Origin of the sequence: Pseudodesulfovibrio mercurii, from assembly GCF_000189295.2 — a bacterium.
Lineage (GTDB): Bacteria > Desulfobacterota > Desulfovibrionia > Desulfovibrionales > Desulfovibrionaceae > Pseudodesulfovibrio > Pseudodesulfovibrio mercurii.
The window spans coordinates 1,179,334-1,203,662 of record NC_016803.1; the positions used below are offsets into that span (position 1 = coordinate 1,179,334).

Sequence of the window (24,329 nt, forward strand, 5' to 3'; positions counted from 1 at the left end):
TGTGGCGGACGCCTGGCGCAGCCGCCGAAAGGCCGCGCGGCGAGAAGGGAAACGATAACCCTCTAGGAAACCTGCTTATCCCACGGGAGGTTGGCCAGGATGGCCTGGACCACCGGCTCCAGGGTCGGCCGGTCCACGGCCACGGCCGGGATGCCCTCGGGGTAGACGTTGCGCATGGCCGCGCGGCCCTCCTCGTCGAGCTTGTCCCACTTGTTCAGGACCAGAATGGACGGGATGGAGGACAGCTCCATCTCGTCCAGGATGGCCCGGACCGCCTCCACCTGTTCCTCCACCTCGGGGTGGGAGGCGTCGCAGACCAGGACCAGCAGGTCGGCGGAGTCCAGCTCCTCCAGGGTGGCCCGGAAGGCCTCCTTCAGGTCCGGAGGCAGGCGGCGGATGAAGCCGACCGTGTCGGTCAGGACCACCTCACGCTCCTCGGGGAAGCGGATGCGGCGGCTGGTCGGGTCCAGGGTGGCGAAAAGCTTGTCCTCGGCCAGGACCCTGGAGCTGGTCAGGGTATTCAACAGGGTGGACTTGCCCGCGTTGGTGTAGCCCACCAGGGAGACCACGGGCAGCCCGGCCTTGGCGCGGCGCTCGCGGGTCTGGGAGCGGTGCCTGCGGACCTGCTTGAGTTCGTCCTTGAGACGGGTCAGCCGGTCGTTGGCCCGGCGGCGGTCGATCTCGAGCTTGGTCTCGCCGGGCCCGCGCCCGCCGATGCCGCCCATGAGCCGGGACATGGCCCGGTTCTTTCCGACCAGGCGCGGCAGGGTGTACTTGAGCTGGGCCATCTCCACCTGGAGCTTGCCGGACTTGCTCGTGGCGTGCTGGGCGAAGATGTCCAGGATGAGCTGGGTGCGGTCCAGGATCTTGCGCTCGGTGATCTCGGCCAGGTTGCGCATCTGGGTGGGCGACAGCTCCTGGTCGAAGATGATGATCGAGGCGTTGGCCTGGAGGGCCCGGACCTCGAGGTCGGCCAGCTTGCCCTTGCCCAGGATGAACTTGGGGTTCTGCTTGCGCACCCGCTGGATCATGGTCCCGGCCGCGACCAGCCCGGCCGTGTCGGCCAGCTCGGCCAGCTCGGCCAGGGAAAGTTCCTGCACCGGGCGCGGGGTCTCGTCCACGCTGACCAACAAGGCCCGGTCCTCGTCCGAGCCCGTGCCCTGCCCGTCAGCCTGGCGGCCGAACTCGTCCTCCAGGGCGGCGGTGATGGCCCCCAGGTCGTGCTCGAACCGGTCCCAGCGCACGGGCGGGAACAGCTCGTAGCTCTTCTCGTCCGGGTTGGGCGGCAGCAGGTGGGCGGCCTCGACGGCCACCGGGAACCCCTCGCGCACGGTCAGGGCGGCCACGGAATCGAGGCGCAGGAAGACCATGTCCATGAGGTCCTCCTGGCTCAGGCTCTCCTCGGCCAGGTGGGTGTGCAGCAGCCGCAGGCCGCGCAACCGGCCCGAAGCCATGCGCGCGCGGGGCAGCTCGGGGATGTAGATGGACCGATTGTCGCCCACCAGGACCATCTCCACCTTGCCCTGGCGGTCGATGAGCAGGCCGAGCTGGCGGCCGGTGTCCTGGGACAGTTCGGCCAGCTCGCGGGCCTGCTCGGTGGTGTAGACCGCGCCGGTCGGAAACTGGCGCTGGTACAGGCGGGACAGCCGCTTTATCTGGTTGGGCTTCAACCCCTGGAGGTTGCCCTTGGGCTTCTGGGCTATGATCGTGCTCCCGGTAAGATCCGATTCGGCCATGGGACCGACGCTGATTGACACATACTCGATCAGGGACCGGAAATCATCCCGATTCTTTGCCTCGGGGTGATTTCCGATCCCTGATCGGAAGGGGCATTTCTTTCTTTAATCCCACAGTAAGGCTTTCGAGAGTGGGTCGGCTGTGCATTTTCCCGGGCGAAGCGCAACCGGAGGCGTAGCCGACTACGTTGACGGATTGCGCGAGCCCAAAATGTGCAGACGGCCCGCTATCGGAAGCCGCGTGCGTGATTCCTAGGCGTCGTTCTCGCTGAGGTATTTCGTGATCATGGCGTCATACTCGCTGGTCAGCCGGAAGGTCAGGGTGGCCATCTCCTTGCGGAACTGCAGGGTCAGGCCGCCGTGCTCCTCGATCTCCTGCTCGACCGTCTCGTAGTACTTCGGGTCCGGGACCACGCAGATGGAGTGGAAGTTCTTGGCCGTGGCGCGGAGCATGGTCGGTCCGCCGATGTCGATCTGCTCGACCGCGGCCTTGAGGTCCAGCCCCTTGGCCACGGCGTCGGCGAAGTTGTAGAGATTGACGCAGACCAGGTCGAAGGGCTCGATGCCGAAGTCGCGCAGGGTCTCCATGTGCGCCTCGTCGTCCTTGTCGGCCAGGATGCCGCCGTGGATGTGCGGGTGCAGGGTCTTGACCCGGCCGCCGAGGATTTCGGGAAAATCGGTGACGTCGGACACCGAGGTGACGGGCAGCCCGGCCTCCTTCAGCATCTTCTTGGTACCGCCGGTGGAGACCAGTTCGCAGCCCCGGTCCACCAGGAATTTGGCGAACTCGGCCAGGCCGGTCTTGTCGGTAACGGACAGTATGGCTCGCTTAACAGGCAACAGATTCATCGCAACCTCACTTAATGTTTTGAGAGCCCTTGCCAGATTTGCCGCCCAAAGGCAAGGCGCGGAAGGCCCCGGTTTCCGCCGAAAAACGGCGCAAGGTCCGGCCACTTTTCCACAAGTGTGCAAACCGTTTCGGAGGCGGGGTCCAAAAACCGCGAAAAAACCGGGGACTAGCCGCCGGGGACGGACCGGTACGGGCGGGCCGACGAGTCTCAACAGCCCGCAATGCCAGGAGAACGGGAATCCGATGCAAAGTCGTGGGGAAGTTCGGAAGGGAGGGTGCGCCCGGTGCCGAACGCGGGAGGAACGCGAAAAAACGACACCGCCCCACGGACTTTCCGCAGGGGCCGTCTCTGGGCGTGGGCGTGCCCGATGCGCGCCGGGGATGGTCTCAAGGCTGATTTCCCGCCCCGCCTCCGCACGCGGCGCGGGACGGGAAATCAACGGGAGGGGAGACCGTTATCAGGACCGGAACTGGTCGAGCATTTCCCGGGCCGAAGCGTTCTCGGGGTCCTTGTCCAGGATGAGCTCGAGATGCCGGATGGCCGCGTCCATCTGCCCGACGCAGGCGAGGCACCCGGCCAGGGAGTAGCGCACTTCGTGCTTGGCCGGGTCGATTTCGAGATAGTTCTCAAGGTGCGGGATGATTTCGCCGATGCGTTCCGTTTCATGGCCGAGCCGGATCAGGCTGAACAGGGCGACCATGTTTTCGGGATTCATGCCGAGGGCCTCGACGAACAGGGTGAAGGCTTCGTCCCTGTCGCCGTTCTCCATGCGGATGAGCGCTATCCCGGAAAGACTCTTGTCCGAAGGCTCGATCTTGTGGGCCTTCCTGTACATGACCTCGGCATCCTCCAGATCGCCGCGCTGGACGGCGACCGTGGCCAGGCCGAGGTACGGGTCGGGATGGACGCCGTTGGAGCTGACGGCCTTCCTGTAGTACTCCTCGGCCTTGTCCAGCTCACCCATGAACAGGTAGCATTCGCCGAGTTCCTTGTTGATTTCGTAATCCAGATGACCACTCATAGTTCCCCTCCATTTCTCCTTTACCCGGGATGCCGGGCTGAAAAGATCTCCTTGGCCGATTCGGCCGACTCCGATCTAGCAATCAATGTGCCAAGGAGCGGAAGCCGGCGTTCCGACGCCCGGCCGAGAAATTTGCAACATACTGAATAAAAACGCTTTTAACATCATACACCCGGTGAACGGTCCGCACCCGGCACCGGCCGGAAACGGGCCAAAGGGAATATTCTGCCCTGTTTCGCCGCCCGCCCGGGACCGGCCCGGGCACGGTCCGTGGCCGGGAGTCTGACGTCGGCCCTGTTCTTTTTCACACTTCATTCATAATTTCAATAGGTTGTTTGATTGGAACGGGAGTTGCTTAGTGTCTGGCGGCCCCGGCGGAAAAACGTGCCCGCGCCGGGCCGCAACCGACACGCGAATGCAGGAGGAGCAAGGCATGCGAGGACTTTTCGAGCACAACCTCAACGTCACGGCAAAGGTCATGGACCTGCGCCTGGAACGTCAAAATATCGTCACGGGCAACATCGCCAACGTGAACACGCCCGGCTACAAGGCGCGCCGTCTCGAATTCGAGGAACGCCTCCAGAGCGCACTGAACCAGAACGCCCTGGGCAAGCTGACCCGCACCCAGCAGGACCACCTGCCCATCGCCTTCGACCCCAACGGGTTCAAGGGCGACGGAATCCAGGACCTCCAGGCGCGGGAGGTATACGGCCAGGACGAGGTCAACCTGGACAAGGAAATGGCCACCAACGCCAAGAACACCATGATGTACAACGCCCTGGCCTCGGTCATCAAAAAGAGTTTCGACGGCATGGGCAAGGTCATCCAGGAAGGGAGCAAGTAAATGGACTTCATGACGGCACTCGACATCAGCGCGTCCGGGCTCACGGCCCAGCGGGCGCAGCTCAACGTCATTTCCATGAACATGGCCAACATGCGCACCACCGAAACGGCGGGGGGCGGTCCATACCAGCGCAAGACGGTCTCCTTCGAGGCCACGCCGGTCTACTCGCCCTTCGACCAGGCCATGCAGGACCAGCTCAACCGCAACCTGGAGGGGGTCAAGGTCACCGGCGTGCTCGCCGACAACCGCCCGTTCAAGCAGGTCTACGAGCCGAACCACCCGGACGCCAACGACCAGGGCTACGTGTTCTACCCGGACATCAACGTGGTCGAGGAGATGGCCAACATGATGCAGGCCATGCGCGGCTACGAGGCCAACGTCCAGACCGTCCAGGCGGTCAAGAACATGTTCCAGAAAGCCCTGACCATAGGCAGCTAGGGCAAGGAGGTACGGTAGATGGTCGTCAAAAGCGTCGCCCTCAACGCCTATCAGAACGCCATGGATATCCGCCGCCGCACGGTGGACTCCACGGTTTCCCAGAGCCTGAGAAAACCCCAGGAACCCGTCCGCAGCTTCAGCGATACCCTCAAGTCCTCCCTGGTCAAGGTCAACGACCTTCAGGAGACCAAGGAGACCATGATCGAGGAGTTCGCCTCGGGCAAGACCCAGAACGTGCATGAACTGATGATCTCCATGCAGAAGGCGGGCATGGCCATGCAGATGACCGGCGCCGTCCGTTCCAAGATCATGAACGCGTACAAGGAAATCATGCAGATGTCCTTCTAGGGCGCTGCCGCCAACGCTAGCCGGAGAAAGAGAAGATGCCCCCGTTCGTCGCCGAATACTGGTCCAAGATGCAGGGAATCTGGGCCGACCGCACCGTGTCCCAACGCATCCTCATCGGCGGTCTGACCGCCGCCGTGGTCATCTCCTTTGCGCTGATGATCTACTGGATGAACAAGCCCGACTACCGGGTCCTGATGACCAACCTCTACCCGGAGGACGCCTCCAGGGTGGTGGGCATGCTCCAGGCCCAGAAGGAGGACTACAAGCTCGAAAACAACGGCACGACCATCATGGTCCCGGCGGACCGGGTCTACGAGCTGCGCCTCAAGGTGGCTGGCGAGGGCAACCTGCACGGCCAGGGCATCGGCTTCGAGATCTTCGACGAGGTCCAGATCGGCCAGACCGACTTCGTCCAGCACGTCAACTACCAGCGGGCCCTCCAGGGCGAGTTGGCCCGGACCATCACCGAATTTCCCATCGTGGACAAGGCCAGGGTCCACCTGGTCATCCCGCAGAAATCCCTGTTCATCGAGGATCAGGTGGCGCCGTCCGCGTCCATCGTCCTCCAGCTCAAGGGCGAGGGCAAACTCGAACCCGACGAGATCAAGGGCATCGTCAACCTGGTGTCCATGGCCGTGGAAGGGCTCGAACCCAAGAACATCACGGTCACGGACATGAAGGGCCATCCCCTGTACACCCCGGAGGACCAGTCCACCGGCCTGGCCATGTCCAACGCCCAGCTCCTGCACAAGGCGGACGTGGAAGGCAAGCTGCAACGCCGCATCCTCGAACTGCTCGGCCCGGCCGTGGGCCCGGACAAGGTCATCGCCAGGGTCAACGCGGACCTCGACTTCAGCCAGCGCACGGTGCGCAAGGAGGTCTACGACCCGAACAGCGCCGTGGTCCGCTCCGAGACCCGCAACGAGGAGACCACCAGCGGCGCGGCCGACCTGGGCGGCGGCGCACCGGACGTCAACTTCCGGGGCGACGGCTTCTCCGGCACCAAGACCACCCAGGACTCCACCCGCGAGTCCCGGACCACCAACTTCGAGATCGACAAGCAGGAAGAAAACATCATCACCCCGGTCGGGGAATTGAAACGGCTGACCGTTGCGGTTATCGTGGACGGGACGTGGCAGACGGACGCCGACGGCAAGCAGGTCTACGTGCCCCGCTCCGCCGAGGAGATCAACCGCATCCGCACCCTGATCGAAAACGCGGTGGGCTTCGACGCGCAGCGCGGCGACACCATCGAGGTCAGCAACATCTCCTTCGGCGAGCCGCAGCTGGCCGACGGCGACTCCCTCATGCGGACCATGCTGGAATACGCCCAGCGGCTGGGCAAGCCGTTCCTCAACGGCCTGTTGATCTTCCTCTTCCTCATCCTGGTTGTCCGGCCGGTGGTCATGGCCCTGATCCGGCCGAGGGTCGCCGAGCAGGAGATCGAGGAGATGGCCGGGCTGCCCGGTTCCGAGCGGCTGGCCCTGGAGGAGGAAGAGATGGACGAGGAGGCCCTGGACGCCTCGCGGCGGCTCGAGAACGCCAAGAACCACGCCATCCAGCTGTCCGACGAGAACATCGACCAGGCCGTCCACCTGCTCAAAACCTGGCTTACCCAGGAGGCGTAAGACATGGCTGACTTCAGCGGCCCCCAGAAAACGGCCATCGTGCTCCTCGCCCTGGGCGAGAAGTTCACGGCCGAGGTGTTCAAGCGCATGGAACGCAACGAGATCGCCGCCGTGTCCAAGGCCATGCTCGAAACCGACTCCGTGCCCAAGGAGCAGGTCCTGGAAGTGCTCAAGGAGTACAACGAGGCCCTGGCCTACGGCGCGGAACTGCTGGTGGGCGGACCGGAACAGGTCAAGCGCCTCCTGACCCAGTCCCTGGACGCGGAGACCGCCAAATACATCATGGATTCCCTGGACCTGGATACCGGGCCCACGCCCTTCCAGGAGCTGGGGAACGTCAGCCCGCGCATCCTGGCGCAGATCCTGCGCAACGAACACCCGCAGACCCTGGCCCTCATCCTGGGCCACCTGCACCCGGACCAGGCCGCCGAACTCATCCAGAACCTGCCCGCGGGCGTGCGCGCCGAGGTGCTCATGCGCCTGGCCAAGCTCGAGGCCGTGGCCGAGGAGATGCTCATGGAGGTGGACAAGGTCCTCCAGAGCCAGCTCATCGCCATGGGCGGCAAGGAAGGCAAGAAGGTCGGCGGCGTCAATTCCGTGGCCGAAATCCTCAACGCCGTGGACCGCAACACCGAGGAAGAGGTCCTGTCCGAGATCGAGGAGGAGTCCACCCAGATGGCCGAGGACATCCGCAACCTCATGTTCGTGTTCGAGGACGTCAAGGGCATCGACGACATCGCCATCCGCGAGCTGCTCAAGGAGGTCTCCAACGAGGACCTCACCGTGGCCCTCAAGGGCGCCAGCGAGGAGCTGCGCGAGAAGTTCTTCAAGAACCTGTCGGAGCGCGCCTCGGCCATGATCAAGGAAGACCTGGAGATCATGCCGCCCAAGAAGCTCTCCGAGGTGGAGGCCGCCCAGCAGGCCATCGTCAAGACCGTCCGCCGGTTGGAGGACGAGGGCAAGATCGTCATCAGCCGAGGTGGCAGCGATGTCTTTATCTAAGGTCCAGGCCCGCCGCCCGCGCATGACGGGCAAGGTCGTGGTCGGCATGGATACGCCCGGTCCCGACGAAATGACCATCCAGGAACTGGAGGGCAAGCGCCAGCTCATCTGGGACGAGTCCACCAACGAGGAGTACCTGGCCCGCGTGCGCGAAAAGGCCCGGGACGCGGCCAAGGAGATCAAGATGCTGGCCGAGCTGGAGGCCGAGGCGTTGCGCGCCACGGCCCGGCACGAGGGCTACTCCCAGGGGCTGGCCGAAGCCCAGGAGTTCGTGGACCGGCACATCCGCGACATCTCGGCCAAGGCCGAGGCCCTGTTCGCCCAACTCGGGGCCCAGGGCGACAAGATTTACCAGACCCGGCGGCAGGACGTGGTCCGGCTCATCCGCCTGGCGCTGTCCAAGACCCTCAAGGTGGAGCTGAGCGAGAAGCGCACCGAGTCGCTGCACGCCCTGATGACCGAGGCCCTGGAGCGCATCGACGCCCAGCGGCGCATCGAGATCCGCTGCAACCCCGAGGAGACAGAGGAGCTGGACGAATTCGTGCGCACCATCCAGGACCGCAACCCGTCGCTGAAGTACTGGGTGGTCAAGGCCGACCCCGCCATCGAGCTGGGCGGCGTGGTCGTGGAGGCCGAGGGGGGCAAGGTGGACAACACCATCGAGACCCGCTGGAAATCCGTGGAGCCCCTGTTCGACCAGCTGGCCGAACAGATCACCGCCGACGACAAGGACTAGCATGGACGCGGATTCGAAGCTCGGACTGCTCGAAGACCTCGATCCCTGCCAGACCTTCGGCAAGGTCACCAAGGTGGTCGGCCTCATCGCCGAGGGGCACGGCATCAAGGCCCCGCTCGGCTCGGTCTGCTATCTCCTGCCCTCGGGCCACGAGCCCATCCCGGCCGAGGTGGTCGGCTTCCGCGACGGGGCCTGCCTGTTCATGCCCTACTCGGACATGCGCGGCATCGGGCCCGGATCGCTCATCCAGAATGCGGCCACCCCGCCGCACGTGCCGGTGGGTCCCGCCCTGCTCGGCCGGGCCGTGGACGCCTTCGGCGCCCCCCTGGACGGCAAGGGCCCGATCCACGCCCAGACCTTCGCCCCCCTGCACCGCGAGCCGCCCAACCCACTGGAGCGCCCGCGCATCAACCAACCCCTGGACGTGGGCATCCGCTCGGTCAACGCCCTGTTGACCCTGGGCAAGGGCCAGCGCGTGGGCATCATGGCCGGTTCCGGCGTGGGCAAGTCCACGACGCTCGGCATGATGGCCCGCTACACCAAGGCGGACGTCAACGTCATCGCCCTGGTGGGCGAGCGCGGCAGGGAGGTGGTGGAATTCATGGAGCGCGACCTCGGCCCCGAGGGCATGGCCCGTAGCGTGCTGGTGGTGGCCACCTCGGACAAGAGCCCGCTCATCCGCATGCGCGCGGCCTACGCCGCCACGGCAGTGGCCGAATATTTCCGGGACCAGGGCAAGGACGTGCTGCTGATGATGGACTCGGTCACGCGATTCGCCATGGCGGGCCGCGAGGTCGGCCTGGCCGCCGGCGAACCGCCCACGCGCGGCGGCTACACCCCGTCGGTCTTCGCCCACCTGCCCCAGCTCCTGGAGCGCGCGGGCAAGAACCGCAAGGGGTCCATCACCGGCGTCTACACGGTCCTGGTGGACGGCGACGACTTCACCGAGCCCATCGCGGACTCCACCCGGTCCATCCTGGACGGGCACATCGTCCTGACCCGCGAACTGGCCGACCTGGGCCACTACCCGGCCATCGACGTGCTCCGGTCCATCAGCCGTCTCAGAAGCGACATCACCACCAAGGAGGCCCAGGCGGACGGCCGGGCCCTGCTCCGGCACATGGCCACCTTCAAGCGCGTGGAGGACATGGTCAACATCGGGGCGTACCAGAAGGGGGCCAACCCCGAGGTGGACAAGGCCATCAACATGGTCGGGCCCATCAACCGCTTCCTGCGCCAGCTGGTGGAGGAACAAGAGACCCTGGACGGGGCGTTCAAGGCCATGCACGAACTGGTGGCCGAAGCCCCGGAGACGCCGCCCAAGCAGGCCGCGCCGCAGCCCCAGGCCAAGCCGAGACAGCAGCTCAAGAAAGCCCCGCCGCGCAAGGGAGCCCCACCCCCCACCGTGAAGATGCGCGGCCGCTAGAAAATCCCGAGAAACTTCTTCCGCTCCGGCTCTTCGGCCTGGTCCCCGTCCTCGCAGCAGGACTTGTCCAGGGCCGAGCCCACGCCCTTGACCACGTTCTTGACCCCGCCGAGCACCGTGCCCACGGTATCGACCACCACGCCGCCCAGGGCCTTGGCGTACTCCTTGACCGACACCCAGTAGTGCGGCTTGTCCAGGGTTCCGGTGACGTGGATGGGGACCATGACCCCGAACAATTCGTCCGACGACTTGCCGCCCTGCCCCTGGCCGGTGGGCACCAGCTTGGCCTTGACCATGTAATCGATCTGGCGGGTGACCAGGGAGAACGCGCCATGGCCGTCCGCGCGCAGGCCCGGGGCCATGACCTCCAGGTCCTGGTTGGTGACCACGCCGTCCTTGATGGTCCCGGTGCCGGTGATGGAGCCGAACTTGGTGGAATCGGCATGGTCGGACTCCACCGTGTCCCGCCCCTTGGCCGTCTGGGTGGTCCGGGCCATGCCGACCAGGTCCACGCCCGGAAACACGCCGTCGGACAGCTTGAAGGTGAACTCGCCGCCCAGGGTGCCGAGCAGATCCTTCATGCGCTCGCCCTGCGCGTTCAGGCTGGAGGTGTAGTCCGCGATGCCCGCGTATTCGCTCTTGCCGGTCACGTCGCCCGCCAGCGCACCCACGTCCAGATGGACCACCTCCGAGCGGATCCGGACCACGGGCGCGCCCTGCCGGGCGTCCACCGTGCCGGAGACCTTGACGGTGCCGCCGTAGGCCTCGGCGACCATCGGATCGACGGTCACCAGGCCGCCTTCGGCCTTGGCCGTCACGGCCGTCTTGCCGAGCTTCGCCCCGCCGATCTTGACCCCGGCCGCATTGGCGTCCAGGTCGAATTCGAGCCGCCGGATCACGCCCGCGGGCAGGACCGTGTCGTCCAGCCCACCCGCCTTGGCCTGTTCCTGGGCCGCGCCCTCGTTCTCGCCGTGCTTGGGCGGCAGGTAGCGGTCCAGGTCCACCTCGCCCGCGTCCACCTGCGCCGTGATCCGGGGCCACGCCCGGCCCCGCTCCACCGTGCCCTTGCCCACGATGCGGCAGCCGTCCACGGACAGCTCCACGTCGTCCAGGGCCAGCCGCCCGGTTTTGAAATTCACCTTGGCCGTGCCGCCCACCTCGGTCAGGGCCTTGGGATCGGCGGTGTTCGGGGCCGGTGCGCCCAGGGCCGCGAACACGGTGCGCAGGTCGGCCGGTTGCAGGGTCAGGCTGGCCGTGGCCGCCTTGAGCCCGTCGGTCAGCCCCCGGATGGTGCCGTCGGCCAGGAGCGTGGCCCCGTAGGCCGTGCACTCCAGCCCCGTGACCTGGGCCGTCTCCTTGTTGAAGTCCAGGGCCAAAAACTGGAAGTTCAGTTTCCCGTCCAGAACGCCGCCGGGGATGGCCGCGCCCGTGGCCTTGACCGTGGCGTGCACGTCCATGTGCCCGTACTGGCGGCTCGCCAGATCGATGGAGGACTTGCCCTCAAGGGTCAGCGCGCCCTTGGCGTCGGGCTTGCTGCAGTCGAAATTCACGGACAGCTTGACCGGAAACAGCCCGCCCTTGCTGATGGCCCCGGTGGTCACGTCCAGGCCGCGCAGGAGGAACCGGGTGTCCGACTTGCGGTCGTCCCAGGACAGGGAGCCGTTGCGCACGGCCACGCCCGCCACGTCCAGGTCGAAGGTGCCCGACCCGGCGTCCTCGTCCTGGTCGGCCTTGTCCGCCTTGTCCGGCTCGCGGCCCACCAGGTCGTCCCAGTTGGCCCCGCCCTTTTCGTCGCGGCCCAGGTTCAGGACCGGGCCGTCCAACTCCAATCGGTTAAACCGGACCTTGCCCATGAGCAGAGGCAGGAGGCGCACGGTCACGCGGGCCGAACGCACCGAGGCCATGGGCGCGGGTCCAAACCCCTCGGCGTTGCTCAGGGAGAGCCCGCCCAGGGTCACGCCCAGGCCGGGGAAGAAGGTCAGGGAAATGTCGCCGTCAAAAGTCAGGGTCCTGCCCGTCTCCTTGAGCACGGCCTGGCTGATGCGGCCCTTGTAGTCGTTGGGATCGAACACGGCCGCAAAGATCACGGCCGAAATGACGAACAGGACGAGACATACGCCCAGGCCGATCAGCCCGAATTTCAGGAAGTTGCCCATGGTCCGCCCCTTTGCGGCCTGCCCCGCTAACGTCTCAGCAGGTTCCGGATGGCCAGCAGCTCGTCGCGCACCTCGCCCAAAATGTCGGCGTGCTCGCGGCTGCGCAGTTTCTTCTTGGCCCCGTCGATGGTCAGCCCCTCGTCGTACAGGAGCCGCTTTATCTCGCGGATGATCTCCAGGTGCTCCTCGGTGTACAGCCGCTGCCCGCTCTCGGTGCGGATGGGGTCGATCTCGTCGAACTCGCCCTCCCAGAACCGGAGCACGTAGGTCTTGACCCCTATGGCCTTGGCGGCCTGGCCGATCTTGTACCGTTTGAATTCCTGCAAATCTTCCATCCCACACCCCTACCAAATCCCCCCGCCGCCTTCAACAAGGTTCAGGAGAAAGATGCCTCCGGCGGCCGGGGGAAGGGGAGAGGGGAACCCTTTGAAAAGGGTTTCCCCTCTCCCCTTCCCCCGAACCCCCATCCCCTCTCCCTTCCTAAACTTTTTAGCGCCGCTTCGCGGGGTGGGGGGCGGGTGTCTTTTGGGTCCGGCCCAAATCCGTGCGGCAGCGGTACAAAAGATAAAGAAGCACGGATGGTGCGCACGCACGGCCTTGCCGAAGGCACCCAAAAAGTTCTGGAGATTCTTAAGAACCTCTTCCAAGAGGTTCTTAAGCGGGGCCTGGGGCGGCGCCCCGGCCGCCGGAGGCATCAGCGCGACGCAAAAAGGCCCCGATCCTTGCGGAACGGGGCCTTGTCTTCGTATTCGCGCCGCCTAGAAGCGGATGGGCAGGTTCTTGGCCAGGGCGTCCAGGATGGTCTGGTGCTCCTTGTCCACCTGCTTGTCCTTGAGGGTCTTGGACGGCGAACGGTAGGTCAGGCGGAAGGACAGGTTGCGCTCCTCGTCCTGGCCCTGGGGCACGAACTCGGCCACCAGCTCCACGGATTCGAGGATGTCCACGCCCGCGGACCGGATGGTATCGAGGATGGCGTCGGCGTGCAGGGTCACCGGGCCGATGACGGTCACGTCGCGGCGGCTGGGCGGGAAGACCGGCAGCGGCCGGAAGCCGATGCGGTGGGCGTCGACCATCTCGCGCAGCTGGTCCAGGTTGAAGTCGGCCAGCCAGACCTCCTTGCGGGCGTGGTAGAAGTCGGCCATGTCCTCGCGCACCCGGCCCATGAGGCCCACGGGTTCGCCGGAAACGGCCACCTGCACGCACGGCTCGAGATAGGGATGCTCACCCTCGGCCAGGGTGAAGACCGGGGCTTCGAGCTTGAGGGTGTCGGCCAGCAGGTGCTCCACGTGGCCCTTGAGGTCCAGGTAGTCCGCGTCGCCGTGGGTCCAGGGCCATTCCTCGGCGTGACGCGGGCCGTAGAGCAACAGGCCCAGGCGATTCTGCTCACGGGTCTCGGTTTCCGAGGTCTCGTCGCGCAGGAACTGCTTGGCCACCTCGAACAGGCGGATGTGGTTGTTGCCCTTGGCCAGGTTGTGCTTCAGGGCGCTGAGCAGGCCGGGGGCCAGCTCGGTGCGCATGACGTTCTGTTCCTCGGACAGGGGATTGGCGATGTACACGCGGCCCTCGGCGGGCAGATGCAGCCGGTCGAGGTTCTCGGAGCCGGTGAAGCTGTAGTTGATGGTCTCGTTCAGCCCCACGCCGCGGCCCCATTCCTTGACCCGGCGGATGAAATGATAGACCGGGGTTCCGGCCACGCCCTCCAGGGACTTGGACACACGGGGCAGCACCGCCGGGATGCGGTCCAGTCCGTAGACCCGGCCGACCTCCTCGTACAGGTCCACCTCGCGCTCCAGGTCCAGGCGATGGGACGGGGAGTTCACGGTCCAGTTGTCCGGGTTCGCGTCGTCCACGGTGCAGCCCTCAAGCTCGAAGACCTTCTTGGCGAAGGCCGGCTCCAGGTCCAGACCGAGCAGGGACATGCAGCGCTTGTGGCGGTAGCCGTGGGAACGGTCCTGCCACGGCCGGGGCTCGTTGGTGACCACGCCCTTCAGGACGGTGCCGCCCGAGGTCTCGGCCATGAGCTGGGCCGCGCGGTCGATGCAGAAACGGTTGAGCTGCTGGTCCACACCGCGCTCGAAGCGGTAGGACGCCTCGGACGGCAGGGCCAGGCGACGGGCGGTCTTGCGGATGGTGCCGGGGCGGAACACGGCGGCCTCCAGCAGAACATTGGTGGACCCGGCGTGCATTTCGGTATTGGAACCGCCCATGACGCCAGCCAGGCCCACGGCCCGCTTGCCGTCCCGGATGAGCAGGTCGTTGGACGTGAGCGTGCGCTCCACGTCGTCCAGGGTGGTGAACTTCATGCCCTCTTCGGCCAGGGCCACGCGCAGGGTGGCGTCCTCCACCAGGTCGAGGTCGTAGGAGTGCATGGGCTGACCCAGCTCGAACATGATGTAGTTGGTCACGTCCACGATGTTGGAGATGGGACGCTGGCCCAGGGCGAGCAGCTTGAAGCGCATCCAGTCCGGGGCCTTGCGGGTCTCCACGCCCTTGATGACGCGGCCGTTGAAAAGCGGGCAGTACTCGGGGTCGTCGATCAGGATCTTGATCACGTCGGCGGCATTGCCGCCGCCCTCGACCAGGTTGAGCGCGGGCATGGTCAGGGGCAGGTCGAAGGCCAGCGCGGTCTCGCGGGCGAAACCGAGGATGGACAGGCAGTCGGCGCGGTTGGGGGTGATGTCGAAGTCGAAGACCACCCGCTCCAGGTTCAGGGCGTCCACCAGCTTGTCGCCCACCTTGAGGGCGTCGTCCAGGACCCAGATGCCCTCGTGATCCTCGGAGAAGCCCAGCTCGCGCTCGGAGCAGATCATGCCCATGGACTTGACGCCCCGGAGCTTGGCCTTCTTGATCTTCGTGCCGTCGGGCATGGTCGTGCCCACCAGGGCCACGGGCACCTTCTGGCCCTTAGCCACGTTGGGCGCGCCGCAGACGATGGTCAGGGTCTCGGGCCCGCCCACGTCCACAGTGCAGACGGACAGGTGGTCGGACTCGGGGTGCGGCTCGCGCTCGGCCACAAAGCCGACCACGATGTCCTGCACGGCCTCAAAGGGATCGGTGATGCCGTCCAGCTCGAGCCCGAGCATGGTCAGCTTGTCCCCGAGAACCTGGATGTCCCCCTCATAGGGGACGAATTCACGCAGCCAATTCAAGCTAACTAACATGGAGTGCCTCCGGCGGCCGGGGGAAGGGGAGAGGGGAACCCTTTGAAAAGGGCTTCCCCTCTCCCCTTCTCCCGGCCCCCCATCCCCTCTCCCCTCCTAAACTTTTTATGTGCGCTTCGCGCAAGCCGGGAGAGGTGGAAAAGTTGTCTTCGTAAGGGATGAACCCTGTCGGGTTCAGTATTTCAACGGGGCACACGGGAAGGCTCACGCCCTCCCGTGCCGCCACAAAATCTAGGCGAACTGTTCCAGGAAACGGACGTCGTTCTCGAAGAACATGCGCAGGTCGTCGATGCCGTACTTGAGCATGGCCACGCGCTCGACGCCGAGCCCGAAGGCGAAGCCCGTGTAGACCTCGGGGTCGTAGCCCACCGACTTGAACACGTTGGGATCGATCATGCCGCAGCCCAGAATCTCCACCCAGCCCGTGCCCTTGCACACGCGGCAGGGTTTGCCGTCCAGCTCGCCCTTGCCGCCGCACACGGCGCAGGAGATGTCCACCTCGGCGCTCGGTTCGGTGAAGGGGAAGAAGCTCGGCCGGAAGCGCACCTCGGTCTTGGGACCGAAGACCTTGCGCACGAAGACCGTCAGGGTGCCGCGCAGGTCGCCCATGGACACGTTCCTGTCGACCAGCAACCCCTCGATCTGGTGGAACATGGGGGTGTGGGTCAGGTCCGAGTCGCGACGGTAGACCTTGCCTGGGGCGATGACCGCCAGCGGCGGCTTGCCCGCGAGCATGCTGCGGATCTGCATGCCCGAGGTGTGGGTCCGGAGGACGATCTTGTCCGACACGTACAGGGTGTCCTGCATGTCCCGGGCCGGGTGGTCCGGGGGCATGTTCAGGGCCTCGAAGTTGTGCCAGTCGTTCTCCACCTCGGGACCGGCCACGTGGTCGAAGCCGAGCCCCACCAGGATGGAGGCGATCTCCTCCATGACCAGGGTCACGGGGTGCAGGGAGCCGGCCCACGGCTTGCGGCCCGGCATGGAAGGATCGAAGCGGGACAGCGCCTGGTCGGCCTCGGCCGACTGCAGGGCGGCCTCCCACGAGTCCAGCAGGTCCGTGACGGCCTGCTTGACCTCGTTGGCCTTCTTGCCCGCGGCGGGCTTGTCGGCGTTGTCGAGCTTGCCGAGCCTGCCCATGATCTGGGCGAGCTTGCCCTTCCGGCCCAGGAACTCGATGCGGAGTTCCTCCAGTTCCTTCAACGAACAGGCCTGGCCCTTGCGCGATGCGCAATCCTGGGCCAGGCCGTCGAGTCCTTCCAGGAAGGACTTCAATTCACTACTCACTGTCTAGCTCACTTTGGCCTTGGCTGCCTCTGCGATCTTGGCGAACACCTGCGGGTCGCGCACGGCCATGTCCGCCAGCACCTTGCGGTTCAGCTCGATGCCGGCCTTCTTCAGGCCGTCCATCAGACGGCTGTAGGACATGCCGTTGATGCGGGCCGCCGCGTTGATGCGCATGATCCACAGCTTGCGGAACTCGCGCTTCTTGCGCTTGCGATCCTTGTAGGCATGGCACAGGGCCTTTTCCACGCGCTCACGGGCGGTGCGGTACAGGCGGGAACCCGCGCCGCGATAGCCCTTGGCCATTTTCAGATATTTGTTGTGACGCCGCTTGGCGGCAACTCCACGCTTGACTCTCATGGTAAAACCTCCATCGCTTCGATGAACCTCCCGGGCCGGACGGACTCCCCCGACGAGGTGGATAGCTTTTAAGGGTTAATGGAAATCAACGGACATCTCGACTGGGCGCTGCCGACGCACGTGCGAACCGGGGAACTCCCCCGCCTCTCTTGTGACGCCGCCGGAGGGCCATATCAGGCGGATGCTAGCCGTTGGGCAACTGACGTCGGACAGCCTTCATGTTCGCGGTGTCCACGGTAGTGGACTGGCCGAGGCGACGCTTCCTCTTGGCATTCTTCTTGGTCAGAATGTGCCGGAGATTCTTGCGACGACGCTTGAACTTGCCGGTAGCGGTCTGGGAAAACCGCTTGGCGGCCGCACGGCGGGTTTTGATCTTGGGCATGGTATCCTCCTAGAACGGGACCGGGGTCCCGACTCAAGTCTCTATTTTTTCACCGGAGCAAGCATCATGGTCATGGTCCGTCCTTCCGCCATGGGCTTGCTCTCGACTTTGGCTAAATCTTGCGTGTCCACCACGACCCGTTCGAGCACAGCCAGCCCGCGGTCCTTGTGGACAATCTCGCGTCCCCGGAAGAAGATGGTCACCTTGCAGCGATCGCCGCCTTCCAGAAACTTGACGATGTTCTTGAGCTTGGTCTGGTAATCGTGCTCATCGGTCTTGGGCCGGAACTTGACTTCCTTGATCTTGATGACGGTCTGTTTCTTCTTTGCTTCCTGCAACTTTTTCTGCTGCTGGTACTTGAACTTACCGTAATCCATGATCTTGCAGACCGGCGGGTCGGCGTTGGGCGCGACCTCGACGAGGTCCAGGCCCTTTTCCCGTGCGCGATCAAGCGCGTCGCGGGTTGCCATGACACCAAGCTGCTCGCCGTCATCATCCACGACCCGCACCTTGGGGATGCGAATCCTTTCGTTGCGCCGGACCAGGTCTTCCCTCTTCTGGTCCCGGCGGATGTTACCCCGAAAAGCTATAGCTCATTCCTCCTGCTTTGAAGGGCGCCTTTGCAGCCTCCAGGATCAGCTGCGCGGCTTCCTCCAGTGTCACCATCCCGGGGTCCTCTCCGTCTCGTGAACGGATATTGACGCACCCGGCCTCAACCTCTTTGTCACCGATTACCAACATGTACGGGACCTTCTCGACCTGAGCTTCCCGTATCTTGTAACCGAGCTTCTCGTTGCGGGTGTCCGCTTCGACGCGGATGCCCTTGGAAACGAGGAACGCCTCGGCTTTCTTCATGAAATCCAGTTGCGCGTCGGTCACGTTCAGCAAACGTGCCTGCACGGGCGCCAGCCAGACAGGATACGCACCTGCACAGTGCTCCGTCAAGACGCCGATGAAGCGTTCGATGGAGCCGAGCATGGCGCGATGGATCATCACGGGCCGGTGCCTCTCACCGTCCTCGCCGACATATACTATGTCAAAGCGCTCTGGCAAGGTGAAATCCACTTGAATCGTGCCGCATTGCCAGCTTCTTCCGATGGAGTCGCGCAGGTGGAAATCGATCTTCGGGCCGTAGAACGCGCCGTCGCCTTCGTTGATGGCGTAGGGCATGCCCGATTTGTCCAGCGCCTGGCGCAGTCCCTCGGTGGCCAGTTCCCAGTCCTCGTCCGTGCCGATGGACTTGGCGGGCCGGGTGGACAGCTCCACGTCGAACTCGTAGTTGAACAGGGCGTAGATGTCCTTGTAGAACTTGATCAGGTTGAGGATTTCCTCCTCCACCTGGTCGGGGCGGCAGATGAGGTGCGCATCGTCCTGGGTGAAGGTGCGCACGCGCATGAGACCGTGGAGCACGCCGGACTTCTCGTGGCGGTGGACCACGCCCAGCTCGAAGTAGCGCTGGGGCAGGTCGCGGTAGCTCATGATCTTTCTCTTATAGATGATCATGTGCGCCAGGCAGTTCATGGGCTTGATGCCGTAGGCCTGCTCGTCGATCTCCGTGAAGTACATGTTCTCGCGGTAGTTGTCGTAGTGGCCGGACTTCTCCCACAGCTCGCGCTTGAGGATGATCGGACCCTGGACCAGGTCATAGCCGCGCTTGAGGTGCTCCTTGCGCTCGAAGTCCTCGAGAATGGCGCGCAGGAGCATGCCGCGCGGGTGCCACAGGGACATGCCCGGGCCGACCTCGTCGCTGAAGGAGAACAGGTCGAGCTGCTTGCCAAGCTTGCGGTGGTCGCGCTTCTTGGCCTCTTCCAGGCGGTTCAGGTACTGCTTGAGGGCCTTGGGGTCCTCCCAGGCGGTGCCGTAGATGCGCTGGAGCTGCTTATTCTTCTCGTCGCCGCGCCAGTAGGCCCCGGCCACGGAGAGCAGCTTGAAGGCCTTGATCTGGCCGGTGCGGGCCACGTGCGGGCCGCGGCACAGGTCGGCGAAATCGCCGTGGGTGTAGATGGAAAATTCGTCGCCGCCCAGGTCGTCCATGATCTCGGACTTGTAGGTCTCGCCCTTGGCCTCGAACATCTTCTTGGCCTCGGCCTTGGACATGACCGTGCGCACGAACGGCTTGTCCGCGCCCACGGAGGAGAGCATCTCCTTCTCGATGGCCTCCAGGTCCTCGGGCGTGAACGGGCGCTCGTAGTCGAAATCGTAGTAGAAGCCGTCGGTGATGGCCGGACCGATGGTCACCTTGGCCGTGGGGAACAGCTTCTTGACGGCCTCGGCCATGACGTGGGCCGCGGAGTGACGGATGATCTTGAGCCCTTCCTCGCTGTCCGCGAAGACGGGCTCGATGGTAGTGCAGGTCTCGGTAACGGGGGTGGACAGGTCCAGGATCGCATCGCCGCACTTGACGGCCACGACGTTCTTGAACTGTTTCTTGGACAGCCCTTCCTTCAGGGCGTCGGCGCAGGAGGCGCCGTCGGCCACTTCAACCTGTTTACCGGAGATTTCCACTTGCACTTCAGCTCTCCCTGACCGGCGACACGCCGGGTCCTTGTGGCGCGTCGGGCGCGCCGTGAAACATTTCCTGATCCGCCGGGCGGCCAGGTCCATCCCAGGCAAAGTAGGAACGGAACCCGTCTCCGTCAATGGGACATCGTCCCGGCCCGACGGTTTTCACCGCTTCCACGAAAAAATAGAAGGGAGGCCACTAGGCCTCCCTTCCGGGGATGTTCTGGTAGGCGCGGAGGGATTTGAACCCACGACCCTTTGCACGTCAAGCAAATGCTCTCCCCCTGAGCTACGCGCCTTCTCGTTGAAGCGGAGTGAATAACTATATGGGGGTCGGTCGGATGTCAAGCACGATATTCGGATTTTTTCATTTTTCACGTCCGTTGCCCGGCCCCCGTTGCACGACCGGCGGCCCGGCCCTATAGTGGTCCCACAGACCTGTCCCGAAACCCCTTCGGACGAAACCAAAGGACGAGCCATGACCACCCGATCCGACGAACAGCACATCGCCCTCTTCATCGACGCGGACAACGCCCCGGCCAAGTTCATCGAGTTCATCCTGACCGACCTGGCCAAGTACGGCTCCCTGGCCATCCGCCGGGCCTACGGCAACTGGAAGAACGAGTACCTCAAGGGGTGGGAGGAATGTCTCTTCGACAAGGCCATTCAGCCCGTGCAGCAGTTCGACATGACCAAGGGCAAGAACGCCACGGACATGGCCATGACCATCGACGCCATGGACATCCTCTACCAGAAGGACATCGGCGTGTTCGGCCTGGTCTCGTCGGACTGCGACTTCGCGCCCCTGGCCACCCGGCTGCGCGCCGAGGGCAAGACCGTGGTCGGCTACGGCTCCAGGCAGACCCCGGAGGCGTTCACCAACGCCTGCTCCACCTTCTCCTACCTGGACGACAAACCCCAGGACCAGCCCGAGGCGCAGCCCAAGCCCATGGACGCGAACACCCTCAAGGGCGACACCCGGCTGATGAACCTGCTGCGCAACACCATCGAGGCGTGCGCGGACGACGACGGATGGGCGCTTATGGGCCGCATCGGGCAGCACATCCGCAACCACTCCTCCTTCGACCCCCGGAACTACGGCTACAAGCGGCTGTCCGACCTGTTCGAGGCCATCGACCTGTTCGAGGTCCGGCAGGCGAGGGGCGGCCACAAGAGCGTCCGGGACAGGAAGCGCAAGGCCTGATCGACAACCGCCCCGGCGGGCACGCGGCCCGCAAAGGAACAACCATGCTCCCCAAGACGATCTCCCCCACCATCGTGGTCGAGGACCTGGCCCCGGCCCGGACCTTCTACACCACCCATCTCGACGGCCGCCTGATCTTCGACTGCGGCTGGTACATCGGCCTGCAGTTCGGGCAAGGCGGCCCCACCCTGCACTTCATGCAGCCGAAGTCCCCGGACCAGCCGGTCTACGGCGGCGGCGGCCTGACCTACAACCTCCTGCTGGCGGACGCGGCCGCAGTCGAACGGGCCCACGAGCGCGTCGCGGCGGCCGGGCTGCCCTTGGTCATGCCCCTCGAAGACCACCCCTGGGGCGACCGGGGCTTCTGCACCCTCGATCCCTACGGCGTGGCCCTCTACGTCTACGTGGAGATCGAGCCGAGCGAGGAGTTCCGGCAGTATTTTCTGTAGATCGGACCGACAAAAAAAGCCGCCCTCTCGGGCGGCTTCGTCTTTCCGGGTGGGACGGGGCGGCTAGCCCAGGTCGTCCAGGGCGATGCGGGCCAGTTCGCCCACCGTGGTGTCGATGAGCTCGCGGTGGTGGAAGGTGCGGATCGGGGTCGAGTCGGCGCGGAGGGCTTCGAGTCCGTCCCTGGCGCCCTCGGCCTTGATGAGCCCGAGCACGCGGGCCGCGTAGGCGCGGTTGTAGGCGTCGGGGTCCTCCAGGGCGACCATGAGAAATTTCTCGCCGTGGGCCACGAACTCGGGCCGGTACTCGGCCAGGCGGGCCAGCCCCCAGAGCACGTCGCGCCGGAGTTCCGGGTGATCCAGGAAGTTGCCGTCGCACTCCTCGTCGCAGAAGATGTAGGAGACCAGAATCTTGGAAAATTCCTTGGCGATGCGCTCGCTGTTGACCATGGCCTCGGCCATGAACAGGGGGATGCCCCAGCCCAGGTTGCCGGACTCCTCGTTCATATACCACATGAGGGTGCGCATGATGATCCGGGCCTTTTCCATGGAGGCCTCGGCCATGCGGGCGGCGGTCAGGCCGAAGGCCGTGACCGAGTGCCAGCGCACGGTCTCCAGCCGGTCCAGGCGCAGGTTGAGGAGCGGCGGGACCAGGTCCACGGGGCGGAATTCGTCCAGCTCGGCGAGGCGTATCTGCCAATCGTCGTCAGCCAGGATGTCATGGACGGTCTTCTTGACGCTGCGAAAACGGGACATGCTTCCTCCGATGCAAAAGGGGGCCGTCAAGCGACAGCCCCCTCAATATAATCATCTTTGCGGGATGGGCAACGAAAACAAGCATCAGTTGCCGGACTTCTCCTCCACTTCCCGCTTGAAGTCCTCGGGCACGTCGAAGCCCGATTCCTCGGCCTTCCTGATGCACACGGCGGCCTCGCCCCAGTTGCCGCGCTCGGCCTCGATGATCGCCTTGTTGTTCCAGCCGGGGCCGAAGTGGGCGTGCTTTTCGAGCAGGGTCTTGAGGAGCTTGTCCGCCTCCTCGAAGTCGTTCATGGCGATGAGCACGCTGGACATGGTCGCCTGGGCCTGGGCGAAGTCGGGATCGAGCTTCAGGGCCTTTTTCAGGGACTTGTGCGCCTTGTCGTTGTCGCCCTGCTGCATGTAGACGAAGCCGATGTTGCCCCAGGGCACGGCGAAGAACGGGCGCTGCTGGGTGGCCTGGACGTTGTAGCTCAGGCAGGACTCCATGTCGCCGCGCTGCAGGGCGATGCCGCCGAGCTGCACGTAGGCCTCGGCCATGCGCGGTGAGTGGGCCACGGCGTCCAGGAACTCGCGCTCGGCCTCCAGAAAATCGCGGCGGGAAAGATAGGCCACGCCCAGATTGTAGTGGGTGTTGCCGCAGGTCGGATTGTCGCGCAGTTTCGATTTGAGATCGGCGATGTAGTCGTCAATATTGTCGAATTGTTCCATGAGGGTATCCTTGCTTTATGGCTCGACGCCGTGTTTCTTGCAGTGCTCCGCGTACCAGAGGCAGAAGTCGTAGATGGGCCGGATCTTCTCGAAGTTCATGACCAGCATCACGTTGAACTCGTTGACCTGGTCGATGTACTCCTGGTTCAAATGCTTGCCCGTCTCCCGGATGAACAGCTGGGTCAGCTGGGCCTGGGTCAACCCCGTCTTCTCCACGCGGATGTCGATGGGATCGAAGGGGGCAGCGAACGGGTCCCAGTTCTCGTAGCCCAAGCGGTCCACGAACTTGCGCCGCCGGGGCGACATCTTCTCGTACATGAACCGCTTGCGGGCCTCGACCTCGTGGTCGGCCATGTCCTCGTAGTTGACGGTCTTGGTCATGGGCTATTCCTTGCCGCCGAGGACAATGGACTCGCCGCAGGACTCGCAGGCCGAGCCGGATTCGGAACAGGAGGCGCAGGCCGAGGACTTGCCCGGACCCTTGGCCGCGGCCGGGGCGATGATCTCCCTGGGGCGATCCTCTTCCTCGGGAGACTTCTCGCGCAGGGCGGTCTTCTCGCCCACGCCCAGGTACCCTTCGTCGTAGTCCGTGCCGATGGCCATGGACACAGGCAGGAGCATCTCGCCCAGCTCGCTGAAGCGGGAGCCGATGCCGGTCTGGAGCTCCTTGCCGATGGCCAGGAGGCGGTCCAGAATGATGTCCATGTTCACCGTGGGATATTTCTCGCCGCCCTTGAAGCCCGCCTGGTTGCAGGTGTGGGCCCGGCCGCCGATGGAGGTGGGCACGCCGTACAGCCGGCAGGTGATGGGCCGGTGCTCGTAGATGGCGCACAGGTTGTCGTCTCCGAGCATGGGGCAGCGCACGCGGGCCCTGGCCACTTCCAGAAGGATGTCGTTGACCGGACGACCTTCCTGGCTCGCCTTGTAGACCTTGCGCTTGAGCTTGTGGATGTCCCGGTCGGCCCGGTCGGCGCGCTCCAGAATGGCCGAGCGCTCCAGGCCGGAATACTTCTCGTTGAACTTGGCGTTGATGTACATGGCCTCGACCAGGGTCACGTCGAACAGGGCGTAGCAGCAGTCGCTGCACCCCTTGCCGCATTTGACCAGGTCCGGCATCTCGGTCTCGAACTTCCGGAAGACCGCGTCCACCTCGGCCACGATGGCTTCGTATTTTTTGAAATACTCGGTAAAATCAAGGGCCATTATCTGCTCCTGGACCGGCCAGGCGACAACGCCGGCCATGGGTGGGGTTTCGCTTGCGACCAATTAAGTCGTGAATCGGCGCCGTCAACCGCGCTGCCGCAAAAGAAGGGGGCGTGCCCGGAGGGAAAAGAACCCTC

24 protein-coding genes and 1 tRNA gene are annotated in these 24,329 nt (G+C 64.8%); 9 read left to right on the forward strand and 16 right to left on the reverse strand.

Annotation, left to right across the window (positions count from 1 at the left end; all coding sequences use genetic code 11):
• Positions 1 to 62: 62 nt before the first annotated feature.
• The 3 genes from hflX to DND132_RS05535 form a co-directional block, all read right to left on the reverse strand.
• Positions 63 to 1,736 carry a GTPase HflX gene (hflX, locus tag DND132_RS05525; RefSeq protein ID WP_014321721.1) on the reverse strand — a complete coding sequence of 558 codons (1,674 nt, stop codon included), beginning with the start codon at positions 1,734 to 1,736 and terminating at the stop codon, positions 63 to 65.
• A gap of 252 nt (positions 1,737 to 1,988) precedes the next feature.
• Positions 1,989 to 2,585 (reverse strand): IMP cyclohydrolase, encoded by a 597-nt coding sequence (locus DND132_RS05530; RefSeq protein WP_014321722.1) that lies wholly within the window; start codon positions 2,583 to 2,585, stop codon positions 1,989 to 1,991.
• A gap of 459 nt (positions 2,586 to 3,044) precedes the next feature.
• Positions 3,045 to 3,608, reverse strand: coding sequence for a tetratricopeptide repeat protein (locus DND132_RS05535; RefSeq protein ID WP_014321723.1), 564 nt, complete (start codon positions 3,606 to 3,608; stop codon positions 3,045 to 3,047).
• 433 nt (positions 3,609 to 4,041) lie between these two features.
• On the opposite strand from DND132_RS05535, the gene flgB reads away from it, so the two are divergent.
• From flgB to DND132_RS05570, 7 genes are read left to right on the forward strand one after another with little or no spacing between them, the layout of a single operon-like run.
• Complete coding sequence (gene flgB, locus DND132_RS05540) at positions 4,042 to 4,452, forward strand: flagellar basal body rod protein FlgB (protein ID WP_014321724.1); 411 nt, start codon at positions 4,042 to 4,044, stop codon at positions 4,450 to 4,452.
• Positions 4,453 to 4,890, forward strand: coding sequence for a flagellar basal body rod protein FlgC (flgC, locus tag DND132_RS05545; RefSeq protein ID WP_014321725.1), 438 nt, complete (start codon positions 4,453 to 4,455; stop codon positions 4,888 to 4,890). It begins immediately after the preceding gene.
• 18 nt (positions 4,891 to 4,908) lie between these two features.
• The gene (fliE, locus tag DND132_RS05550) at positions 4,909 to 5,238 is read left to right on the forward strand and encodes a flagellar hook-basal body complex protein FliE (protein WP_014321726.1); all 330 of its coding nucleotides are present in this window, start codon (positions 4,909 to 4,911) and stop codon (positions 5,236 to 5,238) included.
• 35 nt (positions 5,239 to 5,273) lie between these two features.
• Entirely contained in the window at positions 5,274 to 6,866 is a 1,593-nt protein-coding gene (gene fliF / locus DND132_RS05555; RefSeq protein WP_014321727.1) for a flagellar basal-body MS-ring/collar protein FliF, read from the forward strand.
• 3 nt (positions 6,867 to 6,869) lie between these two features.
• The gene (gene fliG / locus DND132_RS05560; protein ID WP_014321728.1) at positions 6,870 to 7,868 is read left to right on the forward strand and encodes a flagellar motor switch protein FliG; all 999 of its coding nucleotides are present in this window, start codon (positions 6,870 to 6,872) and stop codon (positions 7,866 to 7,868) included.
• Entirely contained in the window at positions 7,855 to 8,604 is a 750-nt protein-coding gene (locus tag DND132_RS05565; RefSeq protein ID WP_014321729.1) for a FliH/SctL family protein, read from the forward strand. Before fliG ends, DND132_RS05565 begins: the two co-directional genes overlap by 14 nt.
• A gap of 1 nt (position 8,605) precedes the next feature.
• On the forward strand, positions 8,606 to 10,030 hold the full coding sequence (locus DND132_RS05570) for a FliI/YscN family ATPase (protein WP_014321730.1): 1,425 nt from the start codon (positions 8,606 to 8,608) through the stop codon (positions 10,028 to 10,030).
• Here DND132_RS05570 and DND132_RS05575 read toward each other — a convergent pair.
• The 9 genes from DND132_RS05575 to DND132_RS05620 form a co-directional block, all read right to left on the reverse strand.
• Positions 10,027 to 12,186, reverse strand: coding sequence for an AsmA family protein (locus DND132_RS05575; RefSeq protein WP_014321731.1), 2,160 nt, complete (start codon positions 12,184 to 12,186; stop codon positions 10,027 to 10,029). The genes DND132_RS05570 and DND132_RS05575 overlap by 4 nt on opposite strands.
• Before the next feature lie 26 nt (positions 12,187 to 12,212).
• Positions 12,213 to 12,521 (reverse strand): MerR family transcriptional regulator, encoded by a 309-nt coding sequence (locus tag DND132_RS05580; RefSeq protein ID WP_014321732.1) that lies wholly within the window; start codon positions 12,519 to 12,521, stop codon positions 12,213 to 12,215.
• A 423-nt stretch (positions 12,522 to 12,944) separates the two neighbouring features.
• Positions 12,945 to 15,347: a phenylalanine--tRNA ligase subunit beta gene (gene pheT, locus DND132_RS05590; protein ID WP_014321733.1), complete on the reverse strand. Its 2,403-nt coding sequence runs from the start codon at positions 15,345 to 15,347 to the stop codon at positions 12,945 to 12,947.
• Positions 15,348 to 15,578: 231 nt separating this feature from the next.
• Positions 15,579 to 16,631, reverse strand: a complete 1,053-nt coding sequence (pheS, locus tag DND132_RS05595; RefSeq protein ID WP_014321734.1) for a phenylalanine--tRNA ligase subunit alpha — start codon at positions 16,629 to 16,631, stop codon at positions 15,579 to 15,581.
• 3 nt (positions 16,632 to 16,634) lie between these two features.
• On the reverse strand, positions 16,635 to 16,988 hold the full coding sequence (rplT, locus tag DND132_RS05600; protein ID WP_014321735.1) for a 50S ribosomal protein L20: 354 nt from the start codon (positions 16,986 to 16,988) through the stop codon (positions 16,635 to 16,637).
• Positions 16,989 to 17,172: 184 nt separating this feature from the next.
• On the reverse strand, positions 17,173 to 17,370 hold the full coding sequence (gene rpmI / locus DND132_RS05605) for a 50S ribosomal protein L35 (RefSeq protein ID WP_014321736.1): 198 nt from the start codon (positions 17,368 to 17,370) through the stop codon (positions 17,173 to 17,175).
• 41 nt (positions 17,371 to 17,411) lie between these two features.
• Entirely contained in the window at positions 17,412 to 17,942 is a 531-nt protein-coding gene (infC, locus tag DND132_RS05610) for a translation initiation factor IF-3 (RefSeq protein ID WP_081475893.1), read from the reverse strand.
• A gap of 1 nt (position 17,943) precedes the next feature.
• Positions 17,944 to 19,881 (reverse strand): threonine--tRNA ligase, encoded by a 1,938-nt coding sequence (thrS, locus tag DND132_RS05615; protein WP_014321738.1) that lies wholly within the window; start codon positions 19,879 to 19,881, stop codon positions 17,944 to 17,946.
• A gap of 215 nt (positions 19,882 to 20,096) precedes the next feature.
• A tRNA-Val gene (locus DND132_RS05620) sits at positions 20,097 to 20,171 on the reverse strand.
• 179 nt (positions 20,172 to 20,350) lie between these two features.
• On the opposite strand from DND132_RS05620, the gene DND132_RS05625 reads away from it, so the two are divergent.
• Positions 20,351 to 21,076 carry an NYN domain-containing protein gene (locus DND132_RS05625; protein WP_014321739.1) on the forward strand — a complete coding sequence of 242 codons (726 nt, stop codon included), beginning with the start codon at positions 20,351 to 20,353 and terminating at the stop codon, positions 21,074 to 21,076.
• A 44-nt stretch (positions 21,077 to 21,120) separates the two neighbouring features.
• Positions 21,121 to 21,525, forward strand: coding sequence for a VOC family protein (locus DND132_RS05630; protein ID WP_014321740.1), 405 nt, complete (start codon positions 21,121 to 21,123; stop codon positions 21,523 to 21,525).
• Between the two features lie 63 nt (positions 21,526 to 21,588).
• Here the strand turns inward: DND132_RS05630 and DND132_RS05635 are convergent, their stop codons facing one another.
• From DND132_RS05635 to DND132_RS05650, 4 genes are all read right to left on the reverse strand, one after another.
• Positions 21,589 to 22,278, reverse strand: a complete 690-nt coding sequence (locus DND132_RS05635; protein ID WP_014321741.1) for a DVU0298 family protein — start codon at positions 22,276 to 22,278, stop codon at positions 21,589 to 21,591.
• Between the two features lie 84 nt (positions 22,279 to 22,362).
• Complete coding sequence (locus tag DND132_RS05640) at positions 22,363 to 22,989, reverse strand: tetratricopeptide repeat protein (protein WP_014321742.1); 627 nt, start codon at positions 22,987 to 22,989, stop codon at positions 22,363 to 22,365.
• A 15-nt stretch (positions 22,990 to 23,004) separates the two neighbouring features.
• The gene (locus DND132_RS05645; protein WP_014321743.1) at positions 23,005 to 23,370 is read right to left on the reverse strand and encodes a hypothetical protein; all 366 of its coding nucleotides are present in this window, start codon (positions 23,368 to 23,370) and stop codon (positions 23,005 to 23,007) included.
• A gap of 3 nt (positions 23,371 to 23,373) precedes the next feature.
• Complete coding sequence (locus tag DND132_RS05650) at positions 23,374 to 24,192, reverse strand: YkgJ family cysteine cluster protein (RefSeq protein WP_014321744.1); 819 nt, start codon at positions 24,190 to 24,192, stop codon at positions 23,374 to 23,376.
• Positions 24,193 to 24,329: the final 137 nt, after the last annotated feature.